The sequence below is a fragment of the Pseudomonas guariconensis genome (genome assembly GCF_900102675.1).
Classification (GTDB): domain Bacteria; phylum Pseudomonadota; class Gammaproteobacteria; order Pseudomonadales; family Pseudomonadaceae; genus Aquipseudomonas; species Aquipseudomonas guariconensis.
In genome coordinates, this window is the sequence record NZ_FMYX01000001.1 from 491,732 (window position 1) to 517,565 (window position 25,834).

The following is a 25,834-nucleotide window of genomic DNA, read 5'->3' on the forward strand; positions in this document are numbered from 1 at the left end:
CCGGCGCACGCGCGGCATCGCCGTGCCCGGTATTTGCCACGGATGAAAGGTTTCCACGCATGTTTCTGCCGTTCGACAACCGGGGATGCTTCCGTGCACCCGCGCCGCTCAAGCTCGCCGCCTTGTCTCTGGCCATTTACAGCGCCTGTGTACACGCCGATGCAGCTTCCCAGCAGGTTGCCGACCCGCAGTTGCTGGCCTTCAATACCTCTTTCCTGCAGGGCGCGGCCTCATCGGTCGATCTACAACTTCTGCTGGTCGGCACTCGTGTGCTGCCCGGTAGCTACCGTGTCGACCTGTACAGCAACCAAGTATTGGTCGGGCGACGGGACGTTGACTTTCAACGCAACCCCACCAGTGGCCGCGTCGAACCGTGCCTGACCGTCGAGCTACTCAAGCAGTTGGGGATCGACCTGGACAAGCTCCAGGCCCAGGCCAAGCTTGATCTTGAAAATGTTCAGGCCTGCCAGGACCTCTCAGCGCTCATCGACCAGGCCGCCGTGAGTTTTGATGCCAGTCGCTTGCGCCTGGAAATCAGCGTGCCGCAGGTGGCCATGCAGCGCGGTCTACGCGGCTACGTCGATCCGCAGCTGTGGGATAACGGGGTGCCGGCGGCCTTCGTCAACTACCAGATGAGTACCAGCCGCAACGCTGGCAGCACCGACACCCGCTACAACACCAACCTGGGCCTGCGCAATGGCATCACCCTGGGCGGCTGGCGGTTGCGCAACGAGTCCAACTTCAGCAGCGGCACTGGCCGCCCGGACACCTTCAAAAGCAACCGCAGCTACTTGCAGCATGATGTCACGGCCCTGAAAGGACAGTTCAGCGCAGGGGACATCTTCTCCGATGCGCAGCTGTTCGACAGCGTGCGCTACCGGGGCCTGAAGCTTGAATCCGACGACGGCATGCGCGCAGACAGCGAGCGTGGCTATGCGCCGATCATCCGAGGTGTAGCGCAGACAAACGCAACGGTGGAGATCCGCCAGGACAACTACCTGCTGTACACCACCAACGTGCCTCCTGGCCCGTTCGAGATCAGCGACATCTATCCCAGCGGCTCAAACGGCGACCTGCAGATCACCGTCATCGAGGCCGATGGCAGCCGGCGGGTGACCCAGCAGGCGTTCTCTAGCTTGCCGATCATGGTCCGTGAAGGGCAGGTGCGCTACAGCGTCTCGGCCGGTCGCTACAACAGCAACAGCGAAGGGCTGGCCACACCGCAGATGCTCAGCGCCAACCTGGCCTATGGCATCGACAGCAACCTGACCGGCATCGTCGGCGTCCAGGCCACCGATCAGTACAAGGCGCTGGCCTTAGGCGTAGGACGAAATACCTCGCTAGGCGCAGTGTCGCTGGACATCACCCATTCCAGCAGCCAGGCCCAGGGCGAGCGCAAGACGGGCAACAGCCTGCGTGCCCTGTATGCCAAGACCTTCACTGGCACGGCCACCAGTTTCACCCTGGCCGCTTACCGCTATTCCACCGAAGGCTACCGAACGCTGAGCAACCATATCGAGGACCTCAGTAGCGGCCCGCTGCTGCGCTCGGGGCACTCCAAGACCCGCACCGACTTGACCATCAACCAGAGCCTGGGCGCGGATCGACAACTGGGCAGCCTCTACCTGAACGCCAGCGACCAGCGCTACTGGAACCGCGGCGGATCGCGCAGCTTCTCGGCCGGCTATGGCAACAACTGGGGCGATGCCAGCTACAACCTCACCTGGAGCCAGACACAGGACCTGAGCAGCGGCGCTGGCGGCACCGACACCCAGGTCAGCCTGTCGGTGTCGTTCCCGCTCGGTACTCGCCCACGTGCACCGCGGGCGTTCGTCACCACCAGTTCGCAGAAAAGCGGCAACAACACCCAGGCCGGTATCAATGGCTACTTCAACGAAAGCGCCGACACGTTCTATTCGCTGCAGGCCGGCAGCAGCGATGGGGGCGGGCGTTCGGCCTCGGCCAACGTCAGCACGCGGACATCGGTGGCCGATGTCAGCGTCGGCTACAGCCAGGGCAGGGGGTACGACTCGCAGAGCCTGAACGTCTCAGGTTCAGTGGTGGCCCATCAAGGTGGCATCAACCTCGGCCAGACCGTGGGCGAAACCTTCGCGTTGGTGGAGGTTTCGGGTGTGCGTGGTGCCAAGATCAGCAGCTACAGCGGCGTCGAGACCGGGCGCAATGGCTATGCGGTGATCCCGAGCGCACAGCCCTATCGAGTCAACTGGATCAGCTTGGATACCCGAGAGTTGGGCGCCGATATCGAGATCGACAATGCCACCCAGCAACTGGTACCCCGGCGCGGCGCCGTGGTGCTGGCGCGTTACGCCGGCAAGACCGGGCGCCGCGTGCAGTTCGAGCTGTCCGACAGCCAAGGTGGCAAGATCCCGTTCGGTGCCGCGCTGGAAGATGCCGAGGGCAAGCAACTGGCGATCTCCGACCCGAGCGGCAAGGCGTTGGCCTTGGTCGAGCAAGAGCAGGGCAAGCTGACGATTCGCTGGGGCGACCAGCAATGTCAGGCATCCTATGCGTTGCCCGCGCGCGATAAGGCGCTGAACTATGAGCGTTTGCCATTGCGCTGCGGGCAGTAGGCGAGGGGCAGGTGAGAGGCGGCGCTCCACGCGTCGCCCATTTGAGCTATAGCTTAAGGCCTCTGAACGCCTCTGGAAGTCATCGAAATGAGCGAGTCATCACGCCCACCCTTGCCGCCTTTCACTCTGGAAACCGCCATCGAGAAAGTCCGACGCGCCGAGGACGGTTGGAATACGCGCGACCCTGCGAAAGTGGTGCTGGCCTATACGGAGGACACCTACTGGCGCAACCGCAGCGAGTTCATCGAAGGGCGCGACCAGGCTCAGGCGTTTCTGGAGCGCAAATGGCGCAGGGAGTTGGATTACCGCCTGATCAAGGAACTCTGGACATTCGCCGATAACCGGATCGCCGTGCGTTTCGCCTACGAATGGCACGATGATTCAGGCAATTGGTTCCGCTCCTATGGCAACGAAAACTGGGAGTTCGGCCCGAACGGCCTGATGCAGCGGCGCTATGCAAGTATCAATGACCTGCCCATCACCGAGCAGGAGCGCAAGTACCACTGGCCGTTGGGGAGACGCCCGGACGACCATCCAGGCTTGAGTGAACTGGGCCTCTAGCGCTTGGCTGTTCATGGCGGGGCAGCCCGGCATCAAGGGTTGGATTCGTTAAAGGGATTGCCCTTGGCCTGCAAATACATCTTGCCCATCGCCGTGGATGCGAAATCGGTGATATGGCCGATGTCCCGATAGATCGGCAGGCCGTCGATCGACAGCTTGCACTGGCCATCGACGCACTGCACGTCCTTGGGGTCGATGACCAGCAAGTCCGGGTGTGCCTGCTTGGCGTCCCGGAACAGCTGCGCAAGCCAGAGGTTTTCTTCCGGTTGCGCGACGCTCGTCGCGCAATGATGCTCCTCGATCGTGCCCCTGAGCTTGATGCTGCGGTACAGGCAGTCATTGGCGCCTTCGGGCATGACGATGTTGCTCTTGATCAGCACGGGCCTGGCGCCGGAGCGCTCGATGATGTCGAGGCTCTTGAGCAGGGCGGCCTTCATGCGTTCGCGCGACAGGGCCTGGGAGCGTTGGTCATCGATCGACAGCACCACGGCGCTGCTGTTGGCGTAGGTTTCCCAAGTCAGGCCGATGATCACGTAGTCATAGTGGCTGCGAGCGATCAGCTTGTGGTACTCGGCGGCGGCGTCATGGCACTTCTTGTAGAGGGTGTTCTTGTACTTCCACCAGTCGTAGAGATAGACATCCGGCAGAGCCAGGCACCCTGGGCTGCCCTGGGCCATGACGGAAAGGTTGGCGTCCTTGGCCAAAATGTCAATGAAGCCCCAGAAGTGGTTGGAGTAGGAATCGCCCATCAGCAATGCGGTGGTGCTGGCGTTGGCTTGCCCCAGCACACAACTGCTGTCGGAGCCGTCGCTGGCACCGCCCAGGCACGGCCCACGCTGGGGTATTTCGCTTGCCTTCAGACGCGGCAGGATGTGCGTCGGGCCATTGCCGAAGCGCTCCATCCAGCCGCCGGCGGACTTGCCCGCCGAGTGCAGCGCCGAAAACGCGATGGCAGGTACGACCAGCAGCATGAACAGCGATTTGCCAAAACCCAGCCGGGTACGGCGCAGGGGCTTTTCGATGAGGTAGTACGAGGCGATGCCCAGGGCAAACGAGGCGATGAAGTAGCCGGCAAGGATGGCTGGCGTCTTTTCAACGCCCAGGTACTCCACGATGGCGATGACAGGCCAATGCCACAGGTACAGCGAATAGGAAATCGTCCCGATGAATACCAGCGGTGACCATGACAGCAGCCTGGACGTGATGCCCACCCGGCCAACCTGGCCCGAGATCAGTACCGCCGTTGCCAGGCAGATTGCGATGGCAGGGTAGCCTGGATAGGCAGTGGTCGGTATGGATTGCGTTGCGCCATACAGGAGCACGCCAAGGGCGCCCAGGCCCAGTGCGCAGGCACTGACACGGCCGAGTCGTTGGCGGTCGTTGCCGAACACGGCTGCGCACGAGCCGATCAGCAGCTCGAAGCTGCGCGCCAAGAACGCGTAGTAGCTTTTATCCGGGGAGGTTTTTGCGATGAACAGCGCGACAGCCATGAAGACGACGGTCAGCATCACGACAGCGGCTTTCAATCGATGGGGCGCCAGGTAGCGCGTCAGCGCCATCAACCCGAGCGGCAAGAAGATGTACCACTGCCATTCGATGGCCAGCGACCAGGTGTGCAGCAAGGGCAGGGTCGCCGCCTCGGCGGTCGCATAGCCGTCGGTGGCTTTGGAGAAGTACTGGTTGGACAGCAGCAGGCTGGTGTACTTCTCGCTTTTGAGAAAGTCGATGAAGTCCTTGGGCAGATACAGCACGCTGGCCGCGCCGAGCGTGACGATCAACAGCGCCAGTATCGCTGGCTGCAAGCGCCATAGGCGCTTGACATAGAACTGTCCAAGGTTGAAATCACCCCGGCTTAGCGCGCCCAGGATGATCGAGGTGGTGAGGTAGCCGGAGATCACGAAGAAAATATCGACGCCAATGAACCCGGAAGGGAACAGCGCCAGCCCACCATGGAAAATCAGCACCAGCAGGACAGCAACGGCGCGCAGCCCGTCGATATCGGCGCGGTACGAGGCCGGTTGCACACCGGTAGGGGCCCCGTGTGCCTTGCCGCGGTCGGCGGCAGCCTGGGCGCCGGTGCTTGCAGGAGCTTTGAATACCAGGTTCTGATCGGTTGACACGGCACAACATCCTATCGCGTTGAGACTTCTTTGACGCGGCAGGGCTCGCGAGCAAAAGCGGCGAGTTTATCAAAGGCTCTAAGGATCGCTCCTGGCAGGCTATCCGATTGGCTGGATAAATATTACCGAATGTTTCCATGTGAGGGGCTGTCGGCCAAGCGGCTGGTCCATGCCATCGGCGATGGCCAGGGCTTGGCCGACACGATCAGGCCCTGACCTCGGTGCGCGCACTGCGACGCAGATGCGTGGCCAACTTGGCCGTGAGCTTGAAGACGATGGCACTGAAAATCAGCGCGAATGCCAGCGGATACCAGGATCCCATGGGAATGCGTTTGTAGAACGACAGCACGAAAACTCCCGCGATCACCCACGTACCGGTGCTGTGCAGCGCCTTCCAGGTGCGTGCGCCGAGCAGCCGGACGGCCGCAGGAAACGAGGTGAGGGTCAGCAAAATGATGAAGAAGTAGCCGACCGAGCCGGGGATGTTGGTCACGGCCGTGCGACCCTGCCAGAAGGTGTCGGGGAACGAGTTGGCGTACACGATGATCAGCACCGCATGCACCGCGTGGGAAAAGGCGAAAGCCAATCCGAGAAACCGTCGCTCGCGCAGTAGCCCGCGAGTGAAGGCACTGGGCACCAGGGTCGCTAGCGAGGAGGCCAGGAACGTCGCCAGAAACAACAGGAACGATGTGCGCGCGGTCACCCGGATCGCACTGCGCAACGCCTCCACCAGAGGCGATTGAGCCATCAGCGCCAATGCCGTGATGATCAGAACCGAAACAGACAGCACACTGAACAGACGCCAGCCATGCAGGCTGGCAGGTTGAGCATGAAGGTGCATGGCAAACTCCGTCGTTGGGGCGGCGTGCAGGGTGCCACCGCGGTCCGGAGCCATGGTGTCCGAGGTGTTTATCTCAGATGTGTCTGGGATCGGTCTTTATGTATCGCTTTGTAGAGAGGCAGAGCCAGGCAGGCGGCGTCAGAGCAGCAGATAGTCGCTGTATTGACCGATCCCGCTGTGCGCACCTTCGACCAGGTGCACGTAACGGCCATCCACACAGTCGATCGGCAGGCAGTCATCCACCTCGAGTACTGCGTCGGTGTGAGGCTTGAGCCAGTGGGCGTGCAAGCGCTGCTTGCCCAGTTGTCTTGCCTGTTGCTTGTTCCGAGCGACGACCAAAAGGTAGCGGTGCGCTTCACCGAAGACCGCTGGCTCATAGCCGCCGAGGTTAATGAAAAACAGCCTTGGATCGTCTGGCCCAGGCGCCAAGTGGCTGAACTCGACGCGGTAGGCATCGATGCCATCGACTTCCAGCCAGCCGTCGATATGCAGGCCCTCACGGCTACCGAACCAGCCTTGGCGCAATTGCGGGTAGGTCTGCTCCAGGGTCTGCGCCTGGGCGAACACCACATCGTGCACCTCGATGCTGGCGCGTGGGTGGCGACCTCCGAGCATGACTATGTACAACATGAAGGCTTCCTTCTCGGTGCGCTAAGGGCCGCATTCTGAAGGTCAAGGACACCTGTTGCAAAGGGACAGAGCGGACATATGGATCTACCGCGAGATTTTTAAAATCTATACACAGTTTGATTTAAGTTGTACAAGTGGCTAGCCTTTGTATAGATTCTGGTGCATACAGGCTCGTCATGGCATACCTGGTTCGGATGGTCTGTCTCTGTTTGCTGTTCGGCACGATGTCGTCGGTCTCTGCGGACTGGCGGGCTGCGCTGCCGGCCGCGCAGCGGCTCGGCGAGGGGGAGTTCACCTGGTTCGGTCTGCGCCTGTACAGCGCTCGGTTGTGGGCCGCCGGACCGGTGCAGGACTGGAGCCAGCCCTTCGCCCTTGAATTGACCTACCACCGCTCTCTATCCCGGGACACGCTGGTGCAGGCCAGCCTTCAGGAAATGCGGCGCCTGGGAGGCGGCAGTGTGACGGACCGGCAGATCAGCGCCTGGTCCGACACCATGGCAGCGGCCTTCGTGGATGTACGTCCGGGCATGCGCATCACGGGGGTGTACTTGCCACAGGAGGGCTGCCGCTTCTATGTCGACGGACGGCTCGCTCGTGAGGTCGCCGATCCGGCGTTCGCCCGGGCGTTCTTCGCTATCTGGCTGGATCCGCGAGCCCGGGATCCTCAATTGCGCCAGCGCCTGCTCGGCCTGGCCGATGACGACCGAGGAAACTGAACATGTACAAAGCGCTATTGCTGACCGCCTGCCTGCTGCTGGGCAGTTGTGGCAACGTCGGGGTCGAGCGGTATGCCGCTGAGCAGCCCCGCCTTGACCTGGCGGCCTTCTTCTCGCGGCCGGTACAGGCTTGGGGAATGTTCCAAAAGCGCTCCGGAGAAGTGGTCAAGCGCTTTGTAGTGCGTATCGACAGCCGTCGGGAAGGCGAGCGCTTGATCCTAGACGAGCACTTTCTCTACAGCGACGGCACACGTCAGCAACGAACCTGGACATTGGTGCCGGACGGCCCTGGTCGTTGGCGCGGAACAGCCGGGGATGTAATTGGGCAAGCCCGTGGAGAAGTAGCGGGCAACGCCCTGAGATGGCGTTACCAGCTCGATCTGCCGGTCGATGGAAGGCACTGGAAGGTTGACCTGGACGACTGGATGTACCTGATAGATGACGACACCCTCATCAACCGCTCGAGCATGAGCAAACTGGGCGTGGAGATCGGCCAGATCACGCTGTTCTTCCGCCGTCTGCCGGAGGGCACACCATGAACCTGAACACACTCTCCCAGCGGGTATCGGCCGGCGAGGTCGAGTCACTTGAGCTGCTGTCGCTCGAAGGCGGGTTCTATGTCTTGCGCGCGATGACCGGGACCAGCCCGGTCACCCTGAGCGATGAGCGCGGGCAGGCCATTCGATTGCGTTCTACCACTGAGCTGCGCGAGCTTCTGGCCAACCTGCCGCCGGTGCCGTGCATGCTGGTGCAGCAGGTGGTACATGATGAAATGTGCGGACAAAGGGACGGCCCCGTCGCGCCGTTGCGGATGCCGCTGACCTTGGCCAGCCAGTGGTAGCCAGGAAGGTGCGCCTGGGGCTGGTTCTGGGTGATCAGCTGTCATTCGACCTGGCCAGCCTCGCCGCGCTGGACCCTGCCCACGATGCGATCCTGATGGCGGAAGTGGCGCAGGAGGCTCGCTACGTGCCGCATCACCCGCAAAAAATCGTGCTCATCTTCAGTGCCATGCGCCATTTTGCGCTCGCTTTGCGAGCGCGCGGCTGGCAAGTGCATTACGTGACCTTCGACGCGGCTGACAACAGCGGGACCATCGTCGGTGAGCTGCAACGTTGGCGACAATCACTGGGCGCTACGCAAATACATGTGACCGAGTGCGGAGAATGGCGCCTGGAACAGGCGCTACGGGATGCTCAGCTGCCGCTGGTGTGGCACCGCGATACCCGCTTTCTCTGCTCGCGCGAAGCGTTCGCGCGCTGGGCCCAAGGGCGCTCTGGACTGCGCATGGAGCATTTCTACCGGGGAATGCGCAAACGCTGCGGCTTGCTCTTGGAGCCAGACGGCAGCCCCGCTGGAGGCGCTTGGAATTTCGATGGTGACAATCGCAAGCCATTGCCACGAGGATTGCGCGGGCCGTTTCCAGCCCACTTCGAGCAGGACGCCATCACTTCGGCGGTCGTGGCCTTGGTTCGCCAACACTTCAGCGACCATTACGGCGCCGTGGACGGCTTCGACTACCCCGTGACCCATGACCAGGCGCAGCAGCTGTGGCGCCATTTTCTGGACTACGGCCTGGCGGCCTTTGGGGACTATCAAGACGCCATGGCCGAGGGCGAACCCTACCTGTTCCATGCCCGCATCAGCGCAGCCCTGAATATCGGATTGCTGGATGTGCGGCGTGTGTGCGAAGACGTGGACACCGCGTGGCGGGAGGGGCGGGTGCCGTTGAACGCCGCCGAAGGTTTCATCAGGCAGTTGATCGGCTGGCGCGAATATGTGCGAGGCATCTATTGGTTACGCATGCCGGCGTACGCTGAGCTCAACCATTTGCACAACACCCGGCCGTTGCCGGACTTCTACTGGACCGGACGCACCCGCATGCGGTGCATGGCGCAGGTCATCGAACAGACCCTGAAGTTGGGCTATGCGCACCACATCCAGCGCCTGATGGTGACCGGCAACTTCGCCTTGCTCGCGGGCATCGCGCCGACAGCCATTTGCCAGTGGTACCTATCGGTGTACATGGACGCGTTCGACTGGGTCGAGCTGCCCAACACACTGGGCATGGTGATGCATGCCGATGGTGGTTACCTGGGGTCCAAACCGTACTGTGCCAGTGGTCGCTACATCCAGCGGATGTCCGATCATTGCAAGGCCTGCAGCTACAAGGTCGAACAGGCGACAGAAGCCGATGCCTGCCCATTCAATGCGTTGTACTGGCACTTTCTCATCCGTCACCGCGCGCAGCTCGCGCATAACCCTCGCCTGGCGCTGGTCTATCGGAACCTCGATGGCATGGCACCGGCGCGGCGCGAGGCTGTATGGCGCCGTGGTCAGGCGTTACTGGCGCGTCTCGATGCGGGGGACTGCCTGTGAACAAGCGTCTGTTGCCAAGCAAGGTCTGCGTGGTCTGTGGCCGGCCTTTCAACTGGCGCAAGCGTTGGGCCCGATGCTGGGAGCAGGTGCGATACTGCTCCCAGCGATGCCGTCGGTCAGCGCCACGCCGCTATGCGTACCAGCAGCGGTAGGGCCAGCGCCCACACCGGTATCAGTAGAAGGCCTGTTGCCAACGGGCCCAGCGGCAAGCTGACCTCGGCCAGACGGGCTCCGCCCAGATAGGCCAAAGGACCTGTCAGCGCACCGGCCAGCGCACCGCGCCAGAAAGGCCAGCCCGCCCACGCCAGGCTGTGTCGCAAGCCGCTGGCCAACACCAGCCATAACAACACCAGCCACAGCGGGAGCGGCCATGCGTCGAACCTGAACACACCCATTGCGCCCAGTACGCTATCGAGCACACTGCCAGCCAGCGCTGTGCGTGCTACGGCTCTGACCTCTTCCCTGAAGTCCGGGCACAGGCACAGGTGAATGGCCAGGCCGATGGGCACCACCAGCAACCACCCAGGGGCCTTGGCGCCCAGCACGCAGGCCCACCAGCCGGCCTGCAACCATAGGGCATTGGCAATCACCCCGTAGCGCTTGATCATCGAAGTGCGGGCAAGGGCGCACGTCGGGCCTGAGGCGCCGCCCACAACAACTGCGCTACGCCGATGGCCCGTTCCTCGAAGCCGCCCTGGCAATAACACAGATAGAACTCCCACAGGCGCTGGAACGTATCGTCATAGCCTTGGTCGGCCAGCAGCGTTCGACTTTTGCGCAGGTTGTCGCGCCAGTGCTCAAGGGTTCGGGCGTAATCCAGGCCAAAGTCTTCCAGGTGTACGAGGTTGAGCGCAGTCTGGCGGCTGGCGGTGTCCAGCAGCACGCTCAGCGAGGGAAGGGCGCCGCCGGGGAAGATGTAACGCTGGATGAAGTCCACCGAGCGCCGAGCCTGGGCGTAGCGCTGGTCACGGATGGTGATCGCCTGCAACAGCATCAACCCGTCGGGCTTGAGCAACGCGGCGCACTGGCGGAAATAAACCGGTAGGTAGCGGTGACCGACCGCTTCGATCATTTCGATGGACACCAGCTTGTCGAAGGTACCTTTGAGGTCGCGATAGTCATCGCACAGGACCGTGATCTGTTGTTCCAGTCCGAGGGCCCGCACGCGTGCTTGCGTATAGGCATACTGCGCTTGCGACAAGGTTGTGGTGGTGACACGGCAGCCGAAATGAGTGGCGGCGTGGATGGCCAGGCTGCCCCAGCCACAGCCGATCTCCAGCAGATGATCCTGTGCACGCAGCTCCAGTTTCTGGCAGATGCGCTCGAGCTTGTGCAACTGGGCCTGCTCCAGGGACTGCTCGGGGTATTCGAACTGGGCGGCCGAATACATCATGGTCGGGTCCAGCAATTGTTCGAACAGGGCGTTGCCCAGATCGTAGTGGGCGAGGATGTTGCGCCGGGCTCCTCGCCTGCTGTTACGGTTCAATCGGTGCAGTAGCCGCAGGGCAGGTCGCCCTAACCGCGCAAGCCCGCCTTCGAGTGCGTCCAGCACGTCCAGATTGGCCACGAACAGGCGGGTCACCCGCGCAAGATCCGGGCTGCGCCAATACCCATGAATATAAGCTTCGCCCGCGCCGATCGAGCCGTTACCGGCGATCAGGCTCCAGGTTGCGTCATCGAGCACTTCCACTTCAGCCTGCAAGGGGCTGCTGGCCTCTCCGAAGCTCCATTGCTGTCCATGGCAGAGCAGCCGGAGATGGCCGTGACGGAGCTTGCCCAGTTGTGCGAGCACGACTGTTCGGGCCAATGCGCCAAGCAAGGGTGCCAGGACCGTGGTCTTGCTAACGCTCAGGGTGGGATTCGACATGATCAGGGTCCTCGCAAGGTTGGCCGAGTGCCAGGCTGCCCCGGCTGGCGGTGTGGTCATGGATGGGAGTGCGCTTGAACAAAAGGCGCAGGGCCTGCCAATAGATGGCCGAGACGGTGCGCAGGCTCATCCAGGGAAAGCTCAGCAGGTATCGATGCAACGCTTTGCGATCCAGCGGTTGGCGCTGCAAGGCCAAATCGGCTTCGAACACCTTTTGGCAGCCTTGCCAGTTCTCCATGTGGATGCGCACCGACTTGAGGTTCAGGGACAACTGCAGTCGGTAGTCCATGTCCAAGGGCATGAACGGCGATACATGAAAGGCCTTGGCCATGGAGAAAGGCCTGTCCAGGCGGCCTTGCACCGGCAGGACATAGTGAAACCGCTCATGCCATGGGGTGTTGCGCACCTCCAGTAGGATCGCCGTCAGGTGTCCATGGCGGTCGTGGCAGAAATAGAAACTCACCGGATTGAACGACAGCCCCCAGCAGCGCAATTGGGTCAGCAAGTGGACCGGGCCTTCGGGCCTGTGCCCCGTTGCCTGTTCAACGAGCAAGCGGGCAGCCTCGGCCAGCGGCTCCCCCTGGCGGGTCAGCGCTGGCAGGTAGTCGGTCTGGCGCCAGTTCAGCGGCGACAGTCGTCTGCTACCCAGCCAACGGGATAGGCTCATCAGCCAGGCTTGTTCATCCAGGTCCAGATAGAACATGCCGATGCGGTAGCGGAACGCGTGGTACCGCGGGGACAGTCGGCGATGACTGAGCCAACCCAGGCAAAGACCACTGTTCACAGTGTTTCTCCAAAGTGCCGGGCCACCTGCAGCGCGCTGACCACACCGTCTTCGTGAAAGCCGTTGCCCCAGTAAGCGCCGCAGAAATAGCTGTGCTTGTAGCCTTGAAGTCGTGCCTGGCGCGTCTGGGCTTCTGACGCTGCGAGGCTGTACTGCGGGTGGGCGTAGCAGAAGCGGGCGATGATCTGTGCAGGGTCGATGAGCGCGGTCTGGTTGAGGCTTACACAGAACGTCACCGGTGCCTGGATACCTTGCAGGATGTTCATGTTGTAGGTCACCGCAGCTGGGGCATGCGCGGGGCCACCCAGTCGATAGTTCCAACTGGCCCAGGCATTCTTTCGCTGTGGCAGTAGACGCTGATCGGTGTGCAGTACCACGTCGTTCTGCGCATAGCCGATGGCGCCCAGCACGGCGCGCTCTTCAACGCTGGGGGTCTCCAGCAGCGCCAGTGCCTGATCGCTGTGGCAGGCGAAGACCACACTGTCGAACCGTTCGGTGCCAGCGGCACTGAGCAGCGTGACGCCTCCCTCGTCGCGTCCGACACGATGCACCTTGCAGTTCAGGCGAATACGCTCGGCGAACGGTCGGCAAAGAGGGGCGATGTAACTTCTAGAGCCACCCTGGACGACCCGCCACTGCGGACGTCGATTGACCGAGAGCAAGCCGTGGTTACGACAGAAGCGCACGAAGAACTGCAGGGGGAAACCCAGCATTTGCGTCCGGGACATCGACCAGATCGCCGACCCCATGGGCACGATGTAGTGCTCGATGAAGCGCTGGCCATAGCCTTGAGCCTGGAGGTAGGCGCCCAGGGTGGTGGAGGTATCGATCCGCCGTGCGTCCAGATCGTCCAGTGCCTGCCGGTTGAAACGCAGGATATCGCGCAGCATCGCCCAGAACGGTGGGCTGATCAGATTACGGCGTTGAGCGAACAACGTGTTCAGGTTGTGACCGTTGTACTCCAGCCCGGTGAGCGGATCATGGACAGAAAAGCTCATCTCGGTTGGCTGTGAAGCCACCTGGAGCTGATCGAGCAAGCGAATGAAGTTCGGGTAGGTCCAGTCGTTGAAGACGATGAAGCCGGTGTCTATCGCATGGCGTTCGCCGCACCAGTCCACATCGACGGTATGGGTGTGGCCGCCGACCCAGTCGCTGGCCTCGAACACCGTGATTTCGTGTCTGCGAGACAGTAGGTGGGCACAGGTCAGGCCCGCGATACCGCTGCCAATGATCGCTATACGCATGGCGTTTCATTCCTGTTCATGACGTGCCAGACGCCGGCCCAGCGCCAGACGGGCGCGTGGCGGGAGTCGACCCAGCACACGCAACACCCAGGTGAAAAGACCTGGGAAGTTGATCTCCAGCGGACGTCGGTGCAGGTGCCTGACGATGTGCCGTGCGGCGCGTTCGGCTGACCACAGCTGTGGCATGGGGAAGTCGTTACGACGGGTCAGAGGCGTGTCGATGAAGCCTGGGCTGACCAACGTGACATCGATGCCTTCGTGGGCCAGGTCGATGCGTTGAGACTCCACCAAATAACGCACGGCGGCCTTGGAGGCGCCATAGGCGCCTGCCCGGGGCAAAGCCAGCCAGGTAACCGAGCTACCCACCACCACCAAATGAGGATGTTTGCCAGCGCGAAGCAAGGGCAGGGCAGCGGCCAGGCACTGGCTGACGCCCAGAAAGTTGGTGCGCATCACCCGCTCGACCATGGCCGGGTCGAAATGACCAGGTTCCAGGTACTCGCACGTGCCCGCATTGAGGATCACCAAATCCAGCGCTCCCCAGGCAGCCTTGATCTGCGCTGCGATCCGAGCGATCTGGATAGGGTCATCGACGTCGCCGACAGCCAGCAGAACCTGCCCGGGAAACTGCTCCACCAAAGGGGCAAGGCGTTGCTCGTGACGACCGCCTAGGGCAACGTGATGACCCTGCTCCAACAGGCATTGCGCAAGCGCAGCGCCCAGCCCGCTGCTTGCTCCGGTCAACCAGCAGCGGCTCATGCCAACCTGCCTTTGAGCCAGCGGATCGCGCAGCCCATGACCGGAAGATGCTCATAGAGCAGGGCACCGGCATCGAAATAGTCCTGGTGAAAATAGACACGTTCACGCCATCGCAGGTAGCTGCATCCTTGCAAGCTGACCGGCCGGTTGCGGGCCAGTCGGGGGTGGCGAAACTGCAAGCTCCAGCGTAGGTAGCCTTCGCCGGGTGACACTTCATTAGCGCCGCAGAAGACATAGCGGATGTCGCGGGTGTTGGCATACAGCTGGGCGAAGTAGGCCCTCAGGGCCTCAAGCCCCTGAATTTCATGCAAGGGATCACGAAAGGTGATGTCGTCGGCGTACAGTTTTTCCAGCCCATGGAGACGACTGCCATCGAGTTGGGCGAAGCGCTCGGCGAACTGTTGCAGATAGGCTGACATGCTTGGCTCCAGAAAAACCTGTACAACCGCGATTTGTTGTACAGGTATAGCTGAAGCCTGCCATAAAAGCTATACACAAAATGATAGCTGTACAGCTTTTTCGATCAGGACTTGGCCTCGCTCAGTTGCCGGCGCAGTTCGGCGACTTCCGCTTCCAGCTCCCGGACCCGTTCCTCGGCGAAGACCTGGGCCGAGACGTCACGCTGGATGCCAATGTAATAGGTTAACTGGTCCGCTTCGTTGCGCACAGGCGTGATGGACAGTTCATTCCAGAACAGGCTGCCGTCCTTGCGGTAGTTGCGAAGGACCTGGCGGCAAGGCTGGCCTGCACGAATCGCCTCACGGATCGAGGCGACGCCGGGCTGGTCATGGTCCTGGCCCTGGAGGAATCGACAGTCCTGATAAAGGATGTCGTCCGCTCGATAGCCGGTCAGGCGCTCGAAAGCGGGGTTGGTATAGATGAGGATGCTGTCGTTGCCCTCTTGCTCGGCGACGACGATGCCATCGTTGGAGTTTTCGACCATCAGTTGCAGCAGTTTTGCATTGATCATTAGCCAGCCCACCCGAATCTTCATGTGCGGTAAGCGCAGCGTAGCTTCCGAGCGTAGAGCTACGGCACGATTCGCTGCATGATGACCTAAGGTTGCACGGCGCAGAAGGTCTGTATAGGTTTAGAGTAATCCACCGTTCAGATGACTGCTCGCAATGACTGAGTCCGTACCAACCGACCTACTGCCCATGCGCGATGTGGTCAGCCTGACTGGCATCAATCCGGTGACCTTGCGTGCCTGGGAACGTCGCCATGGACTGATCCGTCCGCAACGCACCGAGGGCGGCCATCGCCTGTACACGGCCAAGGACGTTCAGCGAATTCGCGACATCCAGCGCTGGACAGCCAATGGGCTGCCGATCAGCAAAGTCGGCGAAAGGCTCATCGGTGACCATCAGCCAGCCCCGGAGCCGAACAGCGTCTTCCAGCAGTGGCGCGATGCCGTGGCGCGAGCTGCACGGGCATTCGATGGACGGGCGCTGGAAGCCGTGCACGGTCAATTGTGGACTGTTCTGCCTAAGGTGACTGTGTTGCGCGAGGTGTTGTTGCCGGTCTGGCATGAACTGGCTTCAGGTGACGGCTTCGGCGAACGCAGCCAATGGCTGTATCTGGATAATTTCCTGCGCGCCCGCTTGTTGATGCGCCTTCAAATGAACCAGCCTGAGGTGCCGCCCGTATTACTGGCAGGTCTGCAGGAGCAAGCCGAGTTCGAGCTACTGTGCGCTGGCCGGTTGTTGAGCAGCGATCAACAGCGCGTCGAGGTGCTCGGCTGCGGCCAACCGTTTGAAGAGCTGCCTTTGTTGTGCGCAACGCTGCAGCCGGCTGCCTTGGTGGTTGTGGTGCAGGGAGTGATAAGCCCACAGCTGGCCAAGCGACTGCGTTGGTTGCATATGGAGATTGCCTGTCCACTGGCGCTCATGGGAGAGGAACTGGACGCTTCCAAGGCGCTTCTGCAGGGCACTCCGGTGGGCTTGCTGAATGCGCAACGACCCGATGTTGCCAAGACGCTCGGGGCGTTGATCAGAGGTGAGCTGGATCTGTAATCCGGTCTTGGGAGTTGCCTTGTCCTTCGGACCGGTTCTAACTGAAAGCTTGCTTGTGAATGCCAACAACCGAGTCCTCAAGAGGGCATCGGGCGACGGGCATCCCGGCGTATCGCTTGCGGTGGTATGCCGAAGCCCCGCAGGAACACCTCGCGCATATGACGACGGTCGCGAAAGCCGGTTTCCTGGGCGACCACGTCCAAGGGATGCCGGCTTTGCTCGATCATCAGGCGTGCCGCCTCCAGCCTTAGTCCCTCGATCGCCTTGGCTGGGGAGTGCCCGGTTTCGGCGCTGAAGACCCTGGAGAACTGACGTGGGCTCAGGTTCACCACCTCTGCCAGCTCCTCGACGCCCAGTGGGCGGTTCAGATGCTGGCGTGCATAGTCCAGCGCACGCTGGATCCGGTCGGACTTAGGGGCGAGGTGCAGCAGTTCGGAGTGTTGGGACTGTCCGCCGGAGCGGTACTGCTGCATCACCAGCTTGCGTGCCACCGACCGCGCGATGTCCGCGCCGAGGTCCTTTTCCACCAGCCCGAGCGCCAGGTCGAGCCCTGCGGTCATGCCTGCCGACGTCCAGAGGGTACCGTCGGCGATATAGATGCGGTCTTCCTCGACGCTGATATCCGGATAACGCCGTTGCATCTCGCGGGCGAATGCCCAGTGTGTCGTGGCTCTACGCCCTGACAGCAGCCCCGCCTCGGCGAGGATGAATGCGCCAGTGCACAGGCCCACGGTGCGCCTGGCATGGGTGCTCGTCTGGCGAAGGAACTCCAGGGTCGCCGCCGAGGTGGGCACCTCCAAGGGGTTGGTGACTCCGACGATGATCCAAGTGTCGGTCAGGCGGGGCGTTTCGAGTGGTTGGGTATCGAGGGCCAAGCCCAGGGACGAACGCACCTTGCCGCCTTCGAGCGAGAAGTTCTCGACGGTGTAGAAGGTGTCTTGCGCGGCGATGTTGGCCAGTTCGAACGCGGCCTGGGTGGCCAGCGAAAGCACTTGGAACCCGTCTGCCAGCAAATAGCTGATGCGATGCATTGCCTACTCCCCAGTGTCCGGAAACAGTACCTTATACGTCATTTGAGATACCGTCATCCCCCTGCATCCTGTTCTCCAGACCCACCCCAACCCTGGAGATGCATCATGACTCAGTCCCATCCTGGTACCGCCCTCATCACCGGCGCCTCATCCGGTATCGGTGCCCTCTACGCCGAGCGTCTGGCCCATCGTGGCTATGACCTGATCCTGGTCGCGCGAAACCGCGAACGTCTGAATGCCTTGGCCAAGCGCCTGACTGACGAGACTGGCCGTTCCGTCGAAGTGGTGGCAGCCGACCTTGGCAACCCAGATGACCTGCGCCGAGTGGAACTGCTGCTGCGCACTGACGCCAGCATTACCTTGCTGGTGAACAATGCCGGAGTGGGGGCCACGCAGCCGCTTCTGGAGTCGGACGTCGACAAAATGCAAGACATGATCACGCTCAACGTGAACGTGTTGACGCGTTTGACCTATGCCGCGGTTCCAGGCTTGGTCGCGCGCCAGGGCACGCTCATCAATATCGCCTCCGTCGTGGCCCTTGCGCCTGAACGGCTCAACGGCGTGTATGGAGGCACCAAGGCGTTCGTGCTGGCATTCAGCCAATCCCTGCACCACGAGCTTGCGGACAAGCACGTTAGGGTTCAGGTGGTACTGCCTGGTGCGACGGCGACCGACTTTTGGGCGGCGGCAGGCACACCCCTGGATTACCTGCCGGGCGAGATCGTCATGAAGGCTGACGACATGGTGGACGCCGCGCTTGCCGGGCTGGACCAAGGAGAGTTCATCACGATCCCGTCCTTGCCCGACCTGGGTGACCTGGAACGTTACGAGGCGGCGCGGCAAGCGTTGATGCCGAATCTTTCGTTGAGGACTCCCGCGACACGCTACCGCAGCTGACGTTCATCATGCCGTACGAGGTGAAGCGGCCCTCGCGAGGGCTGCCTCATTTTCGGAAACGTCCAGTCACAGAATCGTATCACTGTGTGTACAGCGCCGATGTCCGACGCTCTGGCATACAAATGCCGCCACCTTCGGATACATCGGCGATACAGGCGGGACGTGAAATGGCCCCACCTGGACGAGGCCTGCAGTTCCGCAAGCCCCCATCGCGGACAACGACAACCCACTTTCCGCACACCTGTGCAGCAAACTGAGCCAGGCCAAGCACTGATCGCAGCCAACGCCCTCCCTGTGTGCCTGGTCGGGGAGGGCAGCATGCCCTTTGGAGAACTACCATGCCCAATACCCTGACAACGATCCTCTACACCGCCCATACCCATACGACCGGTGGCCGCGATGGGCGCGGCCAATCTGTCGATGGCGAGCTCGACCTGCCGCTGAGCCCGCCAGGCTCCGGTCGCCCGGGCACCAACCCCGAGCAGCTGTTCGCCATCGGGTGGTCTGCCTGCTTCATTGGTGCCCTGCGCCGCGCGGGGCAGAAGTACAACATTCGCCTGCCTGACGATGTAGCAGTGGATGCCGATGTTTCCCTGGGCAATACCGCAGACGGCGGTTTCGCGCTGGCTGCCCAACTCACGGTGCGCTTGCCTAGCCTGGCCGCCGAGGAAAAGGAGAAGCTGGTAGCTGAGGCGCATCAGATATGCCCGTACTCGAAAGCGACCCGCGGCAATATCGAAGTGGGTTTCGTGATGCTGTGATGGCGTTCAGATACACCCCAGCCCGCGTAACTGATTAGGTACGCGGGCTTCTTGTTGTATGGGCTGCGCTGCTGCGCATAGCGCAAAAACTGAAAGCCTGTACCCACAAAAGACGAAGAGGGCGCTTCGAGAGGGGTCAATGGGCGTCAGCCGACGGTTGTGCTGGGGGTTGTACCTTGCGCATCAACGGCACGAGCAGAGTGGCCAACGCGAAACACGCCATGATCACCAGGAAGGCGTCGGCATAGGTCAACGTTTGCGCTTCACGCCACGTCAGTGCCCAGAGCTGGCGCAGTGCGGTGTGGCTGGCGTCCAGGCTGTCCTGGCCGAGAGCCTGGGCGTTGCTGCTCCATTGCTCGAGCCAGGCATTCATTGTCTCGTTTTGAACGTTAAGGTGCTCGGCAAGGCGCAGGAAATGCAGGTTGAGCACGGTGGCGCAGGCGGCGATAGCTTTGCGCCCCAGGCCATCAGCGTCAGGATCACAGGCCGCAAGTCACGCCCGACCTCGGTGAGCAGGTACTCGAAGCGTGGCGGGTTGCTCTGGTAGGGTCGGTGCTCGAGCAAGCTGGCGGTGACCAGGTCGGTCAGCCGACGAGTAAGCGTGTTGGTGGCGATGCCCAGGCTGCGCTGGAACTCATCGAACCGACGCAAGCCATAGAGCGCGTCGCGCAGGACCAACAGGCTCTAGCCATCACCGATGTGTTCCAGCGCTCGGGCTACAGGGCAGGGCATGGGTTGAAAGCTGGCTTTTTTCATGACGTTGACCTTGGGTTTCATGCTTGGATGAGCCCACTATCCGCCACAAAAAACCTGAGCCGGCGCGCCCGGTTCAGGTTTAGTGCCCCAACGAAGGTTACGAGGCAAAGTCAGTGGACAGGGACAGCGCTCGCCACCGTGCCAGCTCCTGCTCGACTGCGCTGTGCTTGGCCTCGATACGCGCGACGGCATCACTGCCCAAGGCCAGGCGCAACGGCGGATTGGCCGCGTTGGCCAAGGTCATCAGGGCTTCGGCCAGCTTTGCAGGGTTGCCCGGCTGGGCATGGTTGGCCGCTTCGGCATAATTGCGCATGACACCGACAGTGGAGGCGTAATCCGGCAGTTCTAGAGCCGTTTTCACCAGGGACTGCTCATCCAGGAAGTCGGTGCGGAAAAAGCCTGGTTCGACCACAGTCACCTTGATACCCAAGGGGGCCAGCTCCTGATGCATCGCTTCGCTGATGCCTTCGACGGCGAACTTGGTCGAGCCATACACGCCCCAGCCCATATAAGCCTGGTAGCCGCCGAGCGACGAGATGTTGATCACATGACCACTGCGCTGCCGGCGCATATGGGGCAATACCGCACGAGTGACATTCAGTACACCGAAGACGTTTGTGGCGAACAACCGCTCGGTTTCGCTGGCGCTGGTTTCTTCGACCGCGCCGAGCACGCCGAACCCGGCATTGTTGACCAGCACGTCGATTTGCCCAAAGCGCTCGATGCCAGCAGCGACCGCTGCGTAAGCCTCTTCTTCGCCGGTCACGTCCAGGCGCACGGCCAGCAGGTTCGGGTGCTGACCAAGACGGGCCTCGATGTCCTCCGGTTTACGCGCCGTTGCGATGACTGCATCGCCTGCCGCGAGGGCCTGCTGGACGATCAGGGTGCCGAAACCACGGGAAGCGCCGGTAATGAGCCAAGTACGCATGTCAACTCCTCCTGTATCCGACCCTCCACCGTGCGGGGCCTTCTCGATGAGCTGAGCGAATTTTAAGATTTTTGATTTACTGTGATAATCCCATGAATATCGCATGGGCCTTTGAGTAATTTTCATCAATGAAGCCAGCCAGTACCGCCGATCTGTCGCTCTTCCTGTGCATTGCCCGCCATCTGAATTTCAGTCGTGCGGCAGTCGAATTGGGGCTTACACCTTCGGCCCTGAGCCATGCGCTGCGGGCCCTGGAAACCCGCCTGGATGTGCGGTTGTTCAACCGCACCACTCGCAGCGTCGCCCTTACCGAGGCCGGGGAGCGCCTTTACCAGCGGCTGCAACCGGCCTTCCGTGACATCGCCGACGCCTTGGAAGATCTCAATAATTTCCGCGACAAACCGTCTGGCAACCTGCGCATCACCGCCGGACGCGCCGCAGCGGAACTTGCGCTGCTGCCACTGGCCCAGCGTTTCCTGGTCGCGTACCCGGACGTACACCTCGAAATTCTCAGCGACGATGCCTTGGTGGATATGGTGGGTACCGGTTTCGATGCCGGTGTACGCCTGGGAGAGCGGTTACAGGCCGATATGGTCTCATTGCCCATTGGTCCTTATCTGCGCTCGGTGGTGGTCGGTTCGCCCGAGTTCTTCGAACGCCATTTCATTCCGCAACATCCACAAGACCTGAAAAAACTACCTTGTATCGGACACCGTTTTCCCAGTGGCGCACTTTACCGTTGGGAGTTCGAGCGGGGAGGTGTCCAACTGGAGGTCGACGTCCAAGGCCCGTTGATACTGGGTGATGTCAGCCTGATGCTGGCGCCTGCCTTGCAAGGTATCGGCCTGGCCTATGTGTTCGAGGACATGGTCAAGGAACATCTGGAGCGAGGCGATCTGCAGCAGGTTCTGGGCGACTGGTGCCACTACTATCCGGGGCTGCATTTGTATTACCCAAGCCGGCGGCAGGTGCCAGCGGCATTGAAAGCCTTCATCGAGTTCGCACGCGAATATAGCGCGAGCCCGGCCAGTACAGCGTCGCCGACTGGATCGGGGTAGTGATCTATACCCAGTAGACGTTTGCAGCTTGCACCGCCGCTCCAGGAACGTCGTCGTTGCTCGTCTTAGCCTCAGCTACTTCCGCTTGAAGGCTTCTCGGCGAGACTCGCGTTCGGCAATGAAACGATCGCTGACCAGCGCTTCCAGGTCCTTGCGTTCCACAGCGTCGCCGCAGTGAGGACAAACGCTGGCCACACCCACATCATGGCCGCAGGCGCGGTGCACGAAATGCACGGCCAACCCCTCATCCGGGTTCTTGCACCACTTCTCACCCCAAGCGCGCAGCGCGTAAATCACAGGATAGAAGTCCCAGCCCTTGTCGGTCAGATGATATTCGTAGCGCAGCGGCTTCTCGCTGTAGGGCCGGCGTTCGACCAGGCCATTCGCCTCCAGCGCTTTGAGGCGCGAAGTCAACATCTGGGGCGTAGCGGTGGTCTGGATCTGCATTTCCTCGAAGCGTGTCGCGCCCATGTACAGCTCACGCAGGACCAAAAAGGTCCATTTGTCGCCCACCAAATCCATCGAGCGTGCCACCGGGCACACCGTATCGCTTGTCACGTCCAGCCTCGGCATCACGCTGTTTTCTCCGTAGAAACTATTGTTTTCATAGTAACGCAGCCAGGTTAAGCATGTCGCATGGATTAACGCTCAAAGCCTCATCCCCGTTGACACTATGATTATCATAGTTAATATGAAGCCTATGCGGCTTGCGCTGTCGCAGCGCGGCATTTGTCGGTATAGCAAACGTCCTAGATCGCTTCTCCTTTCATCTGGAGCACTATCATGACCCATCCTGTGTATGCCTCGGAGCGGACCGCTCTGCTGCTGGTCGATCCCTACAACGACTTCCTGTCCGATGGCGGCAAGCTTTATTCCATGCTCAGAAGCGTCGCGGATGAAGTTCGACTGCTCGACAACCTGCGCACGACCGTTGCCGCCGCGCGAGCACAAGCAATTCAGGTGTACTACGTACCTCATCGGCGCTGGCAGCCCGGCGACTACACCCGCTGGGATCACCCCAATCCCACCCAACGCCTGATCCAGGAACGTCACACCTTTGCCAAGGGGTCCTGGGGCGGCGAATGGCATCCTGACTTCGTGCCACGGGAGGGCGACATCATCATCCAGGAACACTGGGGACAAAGCGGGTTCGCCAATACCGACCTCGACTTCCAGCTCAAGCAGCGAGGCATCACACACGTGATCGTCGTCGGCCTGCTGGCGAACACCTGCATCGAATCGACCGCACGCTTCGCCATGGAGTTGGGTTATCACGTCACGCTGGTACGCGATGCGACAGCCGCCTTCAGCAAGGAAATGATGCACGCGGCGCACGAGCTGAACGGGCCGACGTTTGCGCACAGCATCGTCGACACCCGTGGGCTCGTGCAGACTTTGCAGCAGCAGTGAAGGGGCTGCGTCATGTCTGCCTCTTGCGCATCGCCAATGGGAGTTTCCAGCCGCCTTGTCACGCTTATGGCCCTGTGCTGCGCGCTGGCGGTCTCGACTATCTACTACCACCAGCCGCTTCTGCCCCAGATGGCCGCGTCCTTTGGCCTGGCGCCGACACAGGCCGGCCTGATCGCCACGCTGACGCAGCTTGGCTATGCGCTAGGCCTGCTGTTCATCGTGCCGCTCGCCGATTGTCGACAACCACGCCAACTCGCGCTGCTGGCCATCGCGGGGAATGCCGTTGCCTTACTTCTTTGCGCTGTAGCGCCGACTTTCACAATGCTGTGCGTGAGCAGCTTTCTTGTCGGCGTGACAGCGATCACTGCGCAGCTCATCATCCCCTGTCTGTCGGGGTTGGCCACTCCAGCTGAGCGAGGTCGCATCGTCGGGAGCCTGCTCAGCGGCCTCTCGGCAGGTCTTTTACTGGCGCGCATGCTCGGAGGCTTCGCCGGCGCACATGCCGGGTGGAAAGCCGTGTTCGTTCTGGCCTCGCTCAGCGATGTCCTGTTGCTGGTCATCGTTGCCAAGCGCCTGCCCGCCACCAGCAGCCTGCAGACGATAAGCTACGGGCAGCTCCTGGGTTCGTTAGGCAGCCTGGTCAAACAGGAAGGCGTGCTGCGTTACTGCGCGGCGAGCGGCCTGCTGATGTTCGCCGCATTCAGTGCACTGTGGGCTTCGCTTGCCGCGCTATTGGCACAACCTCCATACGGACTCGACTCCGCCACCATTGGTCTGTTTGGGCTGGTCGCGCTGCTGGGCATCGTCGCGTCACCTCATATTGGCGCGCTGACCGATCGCGTGGGCGCACGCACCATGGTCCTCGCCGGCGCAATGACCCTCGTCCTGGGTTTCGCCTGCATTGCAGCGAGCGGGCGAGATCTTGGCTGGCTGATCCTCGGCATGGTGCTGCTCGACATGGGCAATCGTGCAGGGCTGGTTGCCAACCAGGCACGCGTATTCACTCTGAGGAGCGAGGCCAGAAGCCGACTCAATACCCTATTCATGGGGTCGTATTTTCTGGGGGGAGCGATCGGCGCCGCATTGGGGAATTATGGCGTGCACCGGGCCGGCTGGATCGGCCTTGCCGCTGTTGGCATCCTGCTGTCCACTGCGGCCGCAGTGATCAATGCGCTTGCACCCCGTGAGTCGAGCGCTACGATCGGCGAGGGACCGAGAGCTATCCGATGACAATTGCCAGTCGGCAGTGTCACCGTTGCGGTGTCTCACAGTACGTTGAATTACAAAAATGCGCTTTGCATCTCAAGCCGCAGTCCGATCGCCCGGCACTTTCCCAGGTTTCCGGGGATTGATTTTGTGGGGGCTGGATCGCTATCAAAGTGAAATACCAACCGGAGCACATATCAATGAGGGATGCTCAAAAGGATGTACTGGACGCTTTCGAGAAAGTGGCGCTCATCGAGGCGGCCACTCCGATTCAGCGGCTACAAAAGCTTGAACTGCGACTGGGTATCAAGCGAGTCAATCTTTACATCAAACGTGACGATCACATGGCATTCGCCGGGGGTGGCAACAAGCTTCGCAAGCTTGAGTTCCTGTTAGGTGAGGCGATTGCACAAGGATGCGACACAATCGTCACGACTGGCGGACTCCAATCCAACCACGCACGACTTACTGCCGCTGCTGCTGCGCGATTCGGCTTGGACTGCGAACTGGTCCTCGGCAGGGTGGTGCCGCGGCATGATGCAGAATACGAAAGCAACGGCAACGTGCTGCTTGATCAGATCTATGGCGCCAAGCTCCATGTACTTCCGCTAGGGGAGAAGGCAGCCGAATTCGCAGATAAAAGAATCCAGCTGCTCAAAGAAGAGGGCAAGAAACCCTACCTGATCCCTATGGGGGGATCGTCACCTCTTGGCGCGCTGGGTTACGCCAAATGCAGTGACGAGATAATGCAGTATGAACGGGATAACGACATCCGCTTCGAGAAGGTTCTTCTGCCTAACGGCAGCTCGGGAACTCATGCGGGTCTAGCCGCAGGTTTCGTCACGCGTGGACGCTCCCCGACGATCATTCGATCCTATACAGTGTTGGGAGACCAAGAACAGGCGGTGCAGCAAACCTTGAAGCTCGCTAACGACGCGCTGGCATTGGTCGGGTCCTCAGAGATCGCGCCCAATCAAATCGATGTAGATGGGAATCACCGGGGAGAAGGCTATGGGATTCCGACGGCTGAGGCTCTTGAGGCAATTGCATCCCTGGCTCAGGCCGAAGGTATCTTGCTTGATCCGGTTTACTCTGCAAAAGCCTTTGCCGGCATGCTTCATGACATAGCGGCGGGAGATTTCATCGAGGGGGCTAACCTACTGTTCCTGTTCACAGGCGGCGGACCAGGTGTTTATGCCTATCGCAGCGCATTCGACTTCTAAAAAACCAGACTCCACAGGGAATCTGCTCATCACCGGAATGTGCCGGTGATGAGCATTCTGTCA

Annotated in this window: 28 protein-coding genes and 2 pseudogenes; 15 read left to right on the forward strand and 15 right to left on the reverse strand. The window is 61.3% G+C overall.

Features of this window, described 5'->3' with window-relative positions:
* Positions 1-59: 59 nt before the first annotated feature.
* Entirely contained in the window at positions 60-2,591 is a 2,532-nt protein-coding gene (locus BLS27_RS02110; RefSeq protein ID WP_090342780.1) for a fimbria/pilus outer membrane usher protein, read from the forward strand.
* Positions 2,592-2,678: 87 nt separating this feature from the next.
* Positions 2,679-3,152, forward strand: coding sequence for a nuclear transport factor 2 family protein (locus BLS27_RS02115; protein WP_043213943.1), 474 nt, complete (start codon positions 2,679-2,681; stop codon positions 3,150-3,152).
* A 32-nt stretch (positions 3,153-3,184) separates the two neighbouring features.
* Here the strand turns inward: BLS27_RS02115 and BLS27_RS02120 are convergent, their stop codons facing one another.
* The 3 genes from BLS27_RS02120 to BLS27_RS02130 form a co-directional block, all read right to left on the reverse strand.
* Positions 3,185-5,272, reverse strand: coding sequence for an acyltransferase family protein (locus BLS27_RS02120; protein WP_167358056.1), 2,088 nt, complete (start codon positions 5,270-5,272; stop codon positions 3,185-3,187).
* Positions 5,273-5,477: 205 nt separating this feature from the next.
* On the reverse strand, positions 5,478-6,113 hold the full coding sequence (locus BLS27_RS02125) for a ferric reductase-like transmembrane domain-containing protein (protein ID WP_070573681.1): 636 nt from the start codon (positions 6,111-6,113) through the stop codon (positions 5,478-5,480).
* 138 nt (positions 6,114-6,251) lie between these two features.
* Complete coding sequence (locus BLS27_RS02130) at positions 6,252-6,743, reverse strand: DUF1543 domain-containing protein (RefSeq protein WP_043213941.1); 492 nt, start codon at positions 6,741-6,743, stop codon at positions 6,252-6,254.
* A 176-nt stretch (positions 6,744-6,919) separates the two neighbouring features.
* Between BLS27_RS02130 and BLS27_RS02135 the strand changes: the two genes are divergently transcribed.
* From BLS27_RS02135 to BLS27_RS02155, 5 genes are read left to right on the forward strand one after another with little or no spacing between them, the layout of a single operon-like run.
* Positions 6,920-7,459, forward strand: a complete 540-nt coding sequence (locus BLS27_RS02135) for a chalcone isomerase family protein (RefSeq protein WP_090342785.1) — start codon at positions 6,920-6,922, stop codon at positions 7,457-7,459.
* A 2-nt stretch (positions 7,460-7,461) separates the two neighbouring features.
* Positions 7,462-7,998 carry a DUF3833 domain-containing protein gene (locus tag BLS27_RS02140; protein WP_090342788.1) on the forward strand — a complete coding sequence of 179 codons (537 nt, stop codon included), beginning with the start codon at positions 7,462-7,464 and terminating at the stop codon, positions 7,996-7,998.
* Entirely contained in the window at positions 7,995-8,300 is a 306-nt protein-coding gene (locus BLS27_RS02145) for a DUF6482 family protein (RefSeq protein ID WP_043213933.1), read from the forward strand. Before BLS27_RS02140 ends, BLS27_RS02145 begins: the two co-directional genes overlap by 4 nt.
* Before the next feature lie 8 nt (positions 8,301-8,308).
* Positions 8,309-9,835 (forward strand): cryptochrome/photolyase family protein, encoded by a 1,527-nt coding sequence (locus BLS27_RS02150; RefSeq protein WP_090342791.1) that lies wholly within the window; start codon positions 8,309-8,311, stop codon positions 9,833-9,835.
* On the forward strand, positions 9,832-9,987 hold the full coding sequence (locus BLS27_RS02155; RefSeq protein ID WP_090342793.1) for a DUF2256 domain-containing protein: 156 nt from the start codon (positions 9,832-9,834) through the stop codon (positions 9,985-9,987). The genes BLS27_RS02150 and BLS27_RS02155 overlap by 4 nt, the downstream gene beginning before the upstream one ends.
* Here BLS27_RS02155 and BLS27_RS02160 read toward each other — a convergent pair.
* The 7 genes from BLS27_RS02160 to BLS27_RS02190 all read right to left on the reverse strand — a co-directional run bounded on the left by BLS27_RS02160 (position 9,952) and on the right by BLS27_RS02190 (position 15,459).
* Positions 9,952-10,443: a DUF2878 domain-containing protein gene (locus tag BLS27_RS02160; RefSeq protein WP_090342797.1), complete on the reverse strand. Its 492-nt coding sequence runs from the start codon at positions 10,441-10,443 to the stop codon at positions 9,952-9,954. The genes BLS27_RS02155 and BLS27_RS02160 overlap by 36 nt on opposite strands.
* A complete protein-coding gene (locus BLS27_RS02165) occupies positions 10,440-11,702 on the reverse strand; it encodes an SAM-dependent methyltransferase (RefSeq protein ID WP_090342800.1) in 1,263 nt (420 codons plus the stop codon). Before BLS27_RS02165 ends, BLS27_RS02160 begins: the two co-directional genes overlap by 4 nt.
* On the reverse strand, positions 11,677-12,486 hold the full coding sequence (locus BLS27_RS02170; RefSeq protein WP_090342804.1) for a DUF1365 domain-containing protein: 810 nt from the start codon (positions 12,484-12,486) through the stop codon (positions 11,677-11,679). The genes BLS27_RS02165 and BLS27_RS02170 overlap by 26 nt, the downstream gene beginning before the upstream one ends.
* The gene (locus BLS27_RS02175; protein WP_090342806.1) at positions 12,483-13,730 is read right to left on the reverse strand and encodes an NAD(P)/FAD-dependent oxidoreductase; all 1,248 of its coding nucleotides are present in this window, start codon (positions 13,728-13,730) and stop codon (positions 12,483-12,485) included. The genes BLS27_RS02170 and BLS27_RS02175 overlap by 4 nt, the downstream gene beginning before the upstream one ends.
* Before the next feature lie 6 nt (positions 13,731-13,736).
* A complete protein-coding gene (locus BLS27_RS02180) occupies positions 13,737-14,489 on the reverse strand; it encodes an SDR family NAD(P)-dependent oxidoreductase (RefSeq protein ID WP_090342809.1) in 753 nt (250 codons plus the stop codon).
* Positions 14,486-14,908 carry a nuclear transport factor 2 family protein gene (locus BLS27_RS02185; protein WP_090342811.1) on the reverse strand — a complete coding sequence of 141 codons (423 nt, stop codon included), beginning with the start codon at positions 14,906-14,908 and terminating at the stop codon, positions 14,486-14,488. The genes BLS27_RS02180 and BLS27_RS02185 overlap by 4 nt, the downstream gene beginning before the upstream one ends.
* A 104-nt stretch (positions 14,909-15,012) precedes the next feature.
* Positions 15,013-15,459: a PAS domain-containing protein gene (locus BLS27_RS02190; RefSeq protein ID WP_090342813.1), complete on the reverse strand. Its 447-nt coding sequence runs from the start codon at positions 15,457-15,459 to the stop codon at positions 15,013-15,015.
* A gap of 154 nt (positions 15,460-15,613) precedes the next feature.
* Here BLS27_RS02190 and BLS27_RS02195 point away from each other — a divergent pair, with 154 nt between their 5' ends.
* On the forward strand, positions 15,614-16,501 hold the full coding sequence (locus tag BLS27_RS02195) for a MerR family transcriptional regulator (RefSeq protein WP_090342814.1): 888 nt from the start codon (positions 15,614-15,616) through the stop codon (positions 16,499-16,501).
* A 77-nt stretch (positions 16,502-16,578) separates the two neighbouring features.
* On the opposite strand, the gene BLS27_RS02200 is transcribed toward BLS27_RS02195, so the two are convergent.
* A complete protein-coding gene (locus BLS27_RS02200; protein ID WP_090342816.1) occupies positions 16,579-17,532 on the reverse strand; it encodes a GlxA family transcriptional regulator in 954 nt (317 codons plus the stop codon).
* A 105-nt stretch (positions 17,533-17,637) separates the two neighbouring features.
* Between BLS27_RS02200 and BLS27_RS02205 the strand changes: the two genes are divergently transcribed.
* Positions 17,638-18,429, forward strand: a complete 792-nt coding sequence (locus BLS27_RS02205; protein ID WP_090342819.1) for an SDR family NAD(P)-dependent oxidoreductase — start codon at positions 17,638-17,640, stop codon at positions 18,427-18,429.
* Between the two features lie 338 nt (positions 18,430-18,767).
* Positions 18,768-19,190 carry an organic hydroperoxide resistance protein gene (locus BLS27_RS02210; RefSeq protein ID WP_090342821.1) on the forward strand — a complete coding sequence of 141 codons (423 nt, stop codon included), beginning with the start codon at positions 18,768-18,770 and terminating at the stop codon, positions 19,188-19,190.
* Positions 19,191-19,326: 136 nt separating this feature from the next.
* Here BLS27_RS02210 and BLS27_RS02215 read toward each other — a convergent pair.
* From BLS27_RS02215 to BLS27_RS02225, 3 genes and pseudogenes are all read right to left on the reverse strand, one after another.
* Positions 19,327-19,650 (reverse strand): annotated as a pseudogene (locus BLS27_RS02215) (DHA2 family efflux MFS transporter permease subunit); the annotation flags it as partial.
* The gene (locus BLS27_RS02220; RefSeq protein ID WP_341845454.1) at positions 19,560-19,868 is read right to left on the reverse strand and encodes a winged helix-turn-helix transcriptional regulator; all 309 of its coding nucleotides are present in this window, start codon (positions 19,866-19,868) and stop codon (positions 19,560-19,562) included. The pseudogene BLS27_RS02215 and the gene BLS27_RS02220, both read right to left, overlap by 91 nt.
* Before the next feature lie 175 nt (positions 19,869-20,043).
* A complete protein-coding gene (locus BLS27_RS02225) occupies positions 20,044-20,874 on the reverse strand; it encodes an oxidoreductase (RefSeq protein WP_043210490.1) in 831 nt (276 codons plus the stop codon).
* A gap of 128 nt (positions 20,875-21,002) precedes the next feature.
* Between BLS27_RS02225 and BLS27_RS02230 the strand changes: the two genes are divergently transcribed.
* Entirely contained in the window at positions 21,003-21,932 is a 930-nt protein-coding gene (locus BLS27_RS02230; RefSeq protein ID WP_090342823.1) for a LysR family transcriptional regulator, read from the forward strand.
* 75 nt (positions 21,933-22,007) lie between these two features.
* On the opposite strand, the gene BLS27_RS02235 is transcribed toward BLS27_RS02230, so the two are convergent.
* Positions 22,008-22,505: a winged helix-turn-helix transcriptional regulator gene (locus BLS27_RS02235; protein ID WP_090342826.1), complete on the reverse strand. Its 498-nt coding sequence runs from the start codon at positions 22,503-22,505 to the stop codon at positions 22,008-22,010.
* 210 nt (positions 22,506-22,715) lie between these two features.
* Here BLS27_RS02235 and BLS27_RS02240 point away from each other — a divergent pair, with 210 nt between their 5' ends.
* The 4 genes and pseudogenes from BLS27_RS02240 to BLS27_RS02250 all read left to right on the forward strand — a co-directional run bounded on the left by BLS27_RS02240 (position 22,716) and on the right by BLS27_RS02250 (position 25,771).
* Positions 22,716-23,342, forward strand: coding sequence for a cysteine hydrolase family protein (locus BLS27_RS02240; RefSeq protein ID WP_090342828.1), 627 nt, complete (start codon positions 22,716-22,718; stop codon positions 23,340-23,342).
* Between the two features lie 12 nt (positions 23,343-23,354).
* Positions 23,355-24,572 (forward strand): MFS transporter, encoded by a 1,218-nt coding sequence (locus BLS27_RS02245; protein WP_232095244.1) that lies wholly within the window; start codon positions 23,355-23,357, stop codon positions 24,570-24,572.
* A pseudogene (locus BLS27_RS23935) lies at positions 24,573-24,704 on the forward strand (oxidoreductase); the annotation flags it as partial.
* 44 nt (positions 24,705-24,748) lie between these two features.
* Positions 24,749-25,771 carry a D-cysteine desulfhydrase family protein gene (locus tag BLS27_RS02250; RefSeq protein ID WP_090342834.1) on the forward strand — a complete coding sequence of 341 codons (1,023 nt, stop codon included), beginning with the start codon at positions 24,749-24,751 and terminating at the stop codon, positions 25,769-25,771.
* Positions 25,772-25,834: the final 63 nt, after the last annotated feature.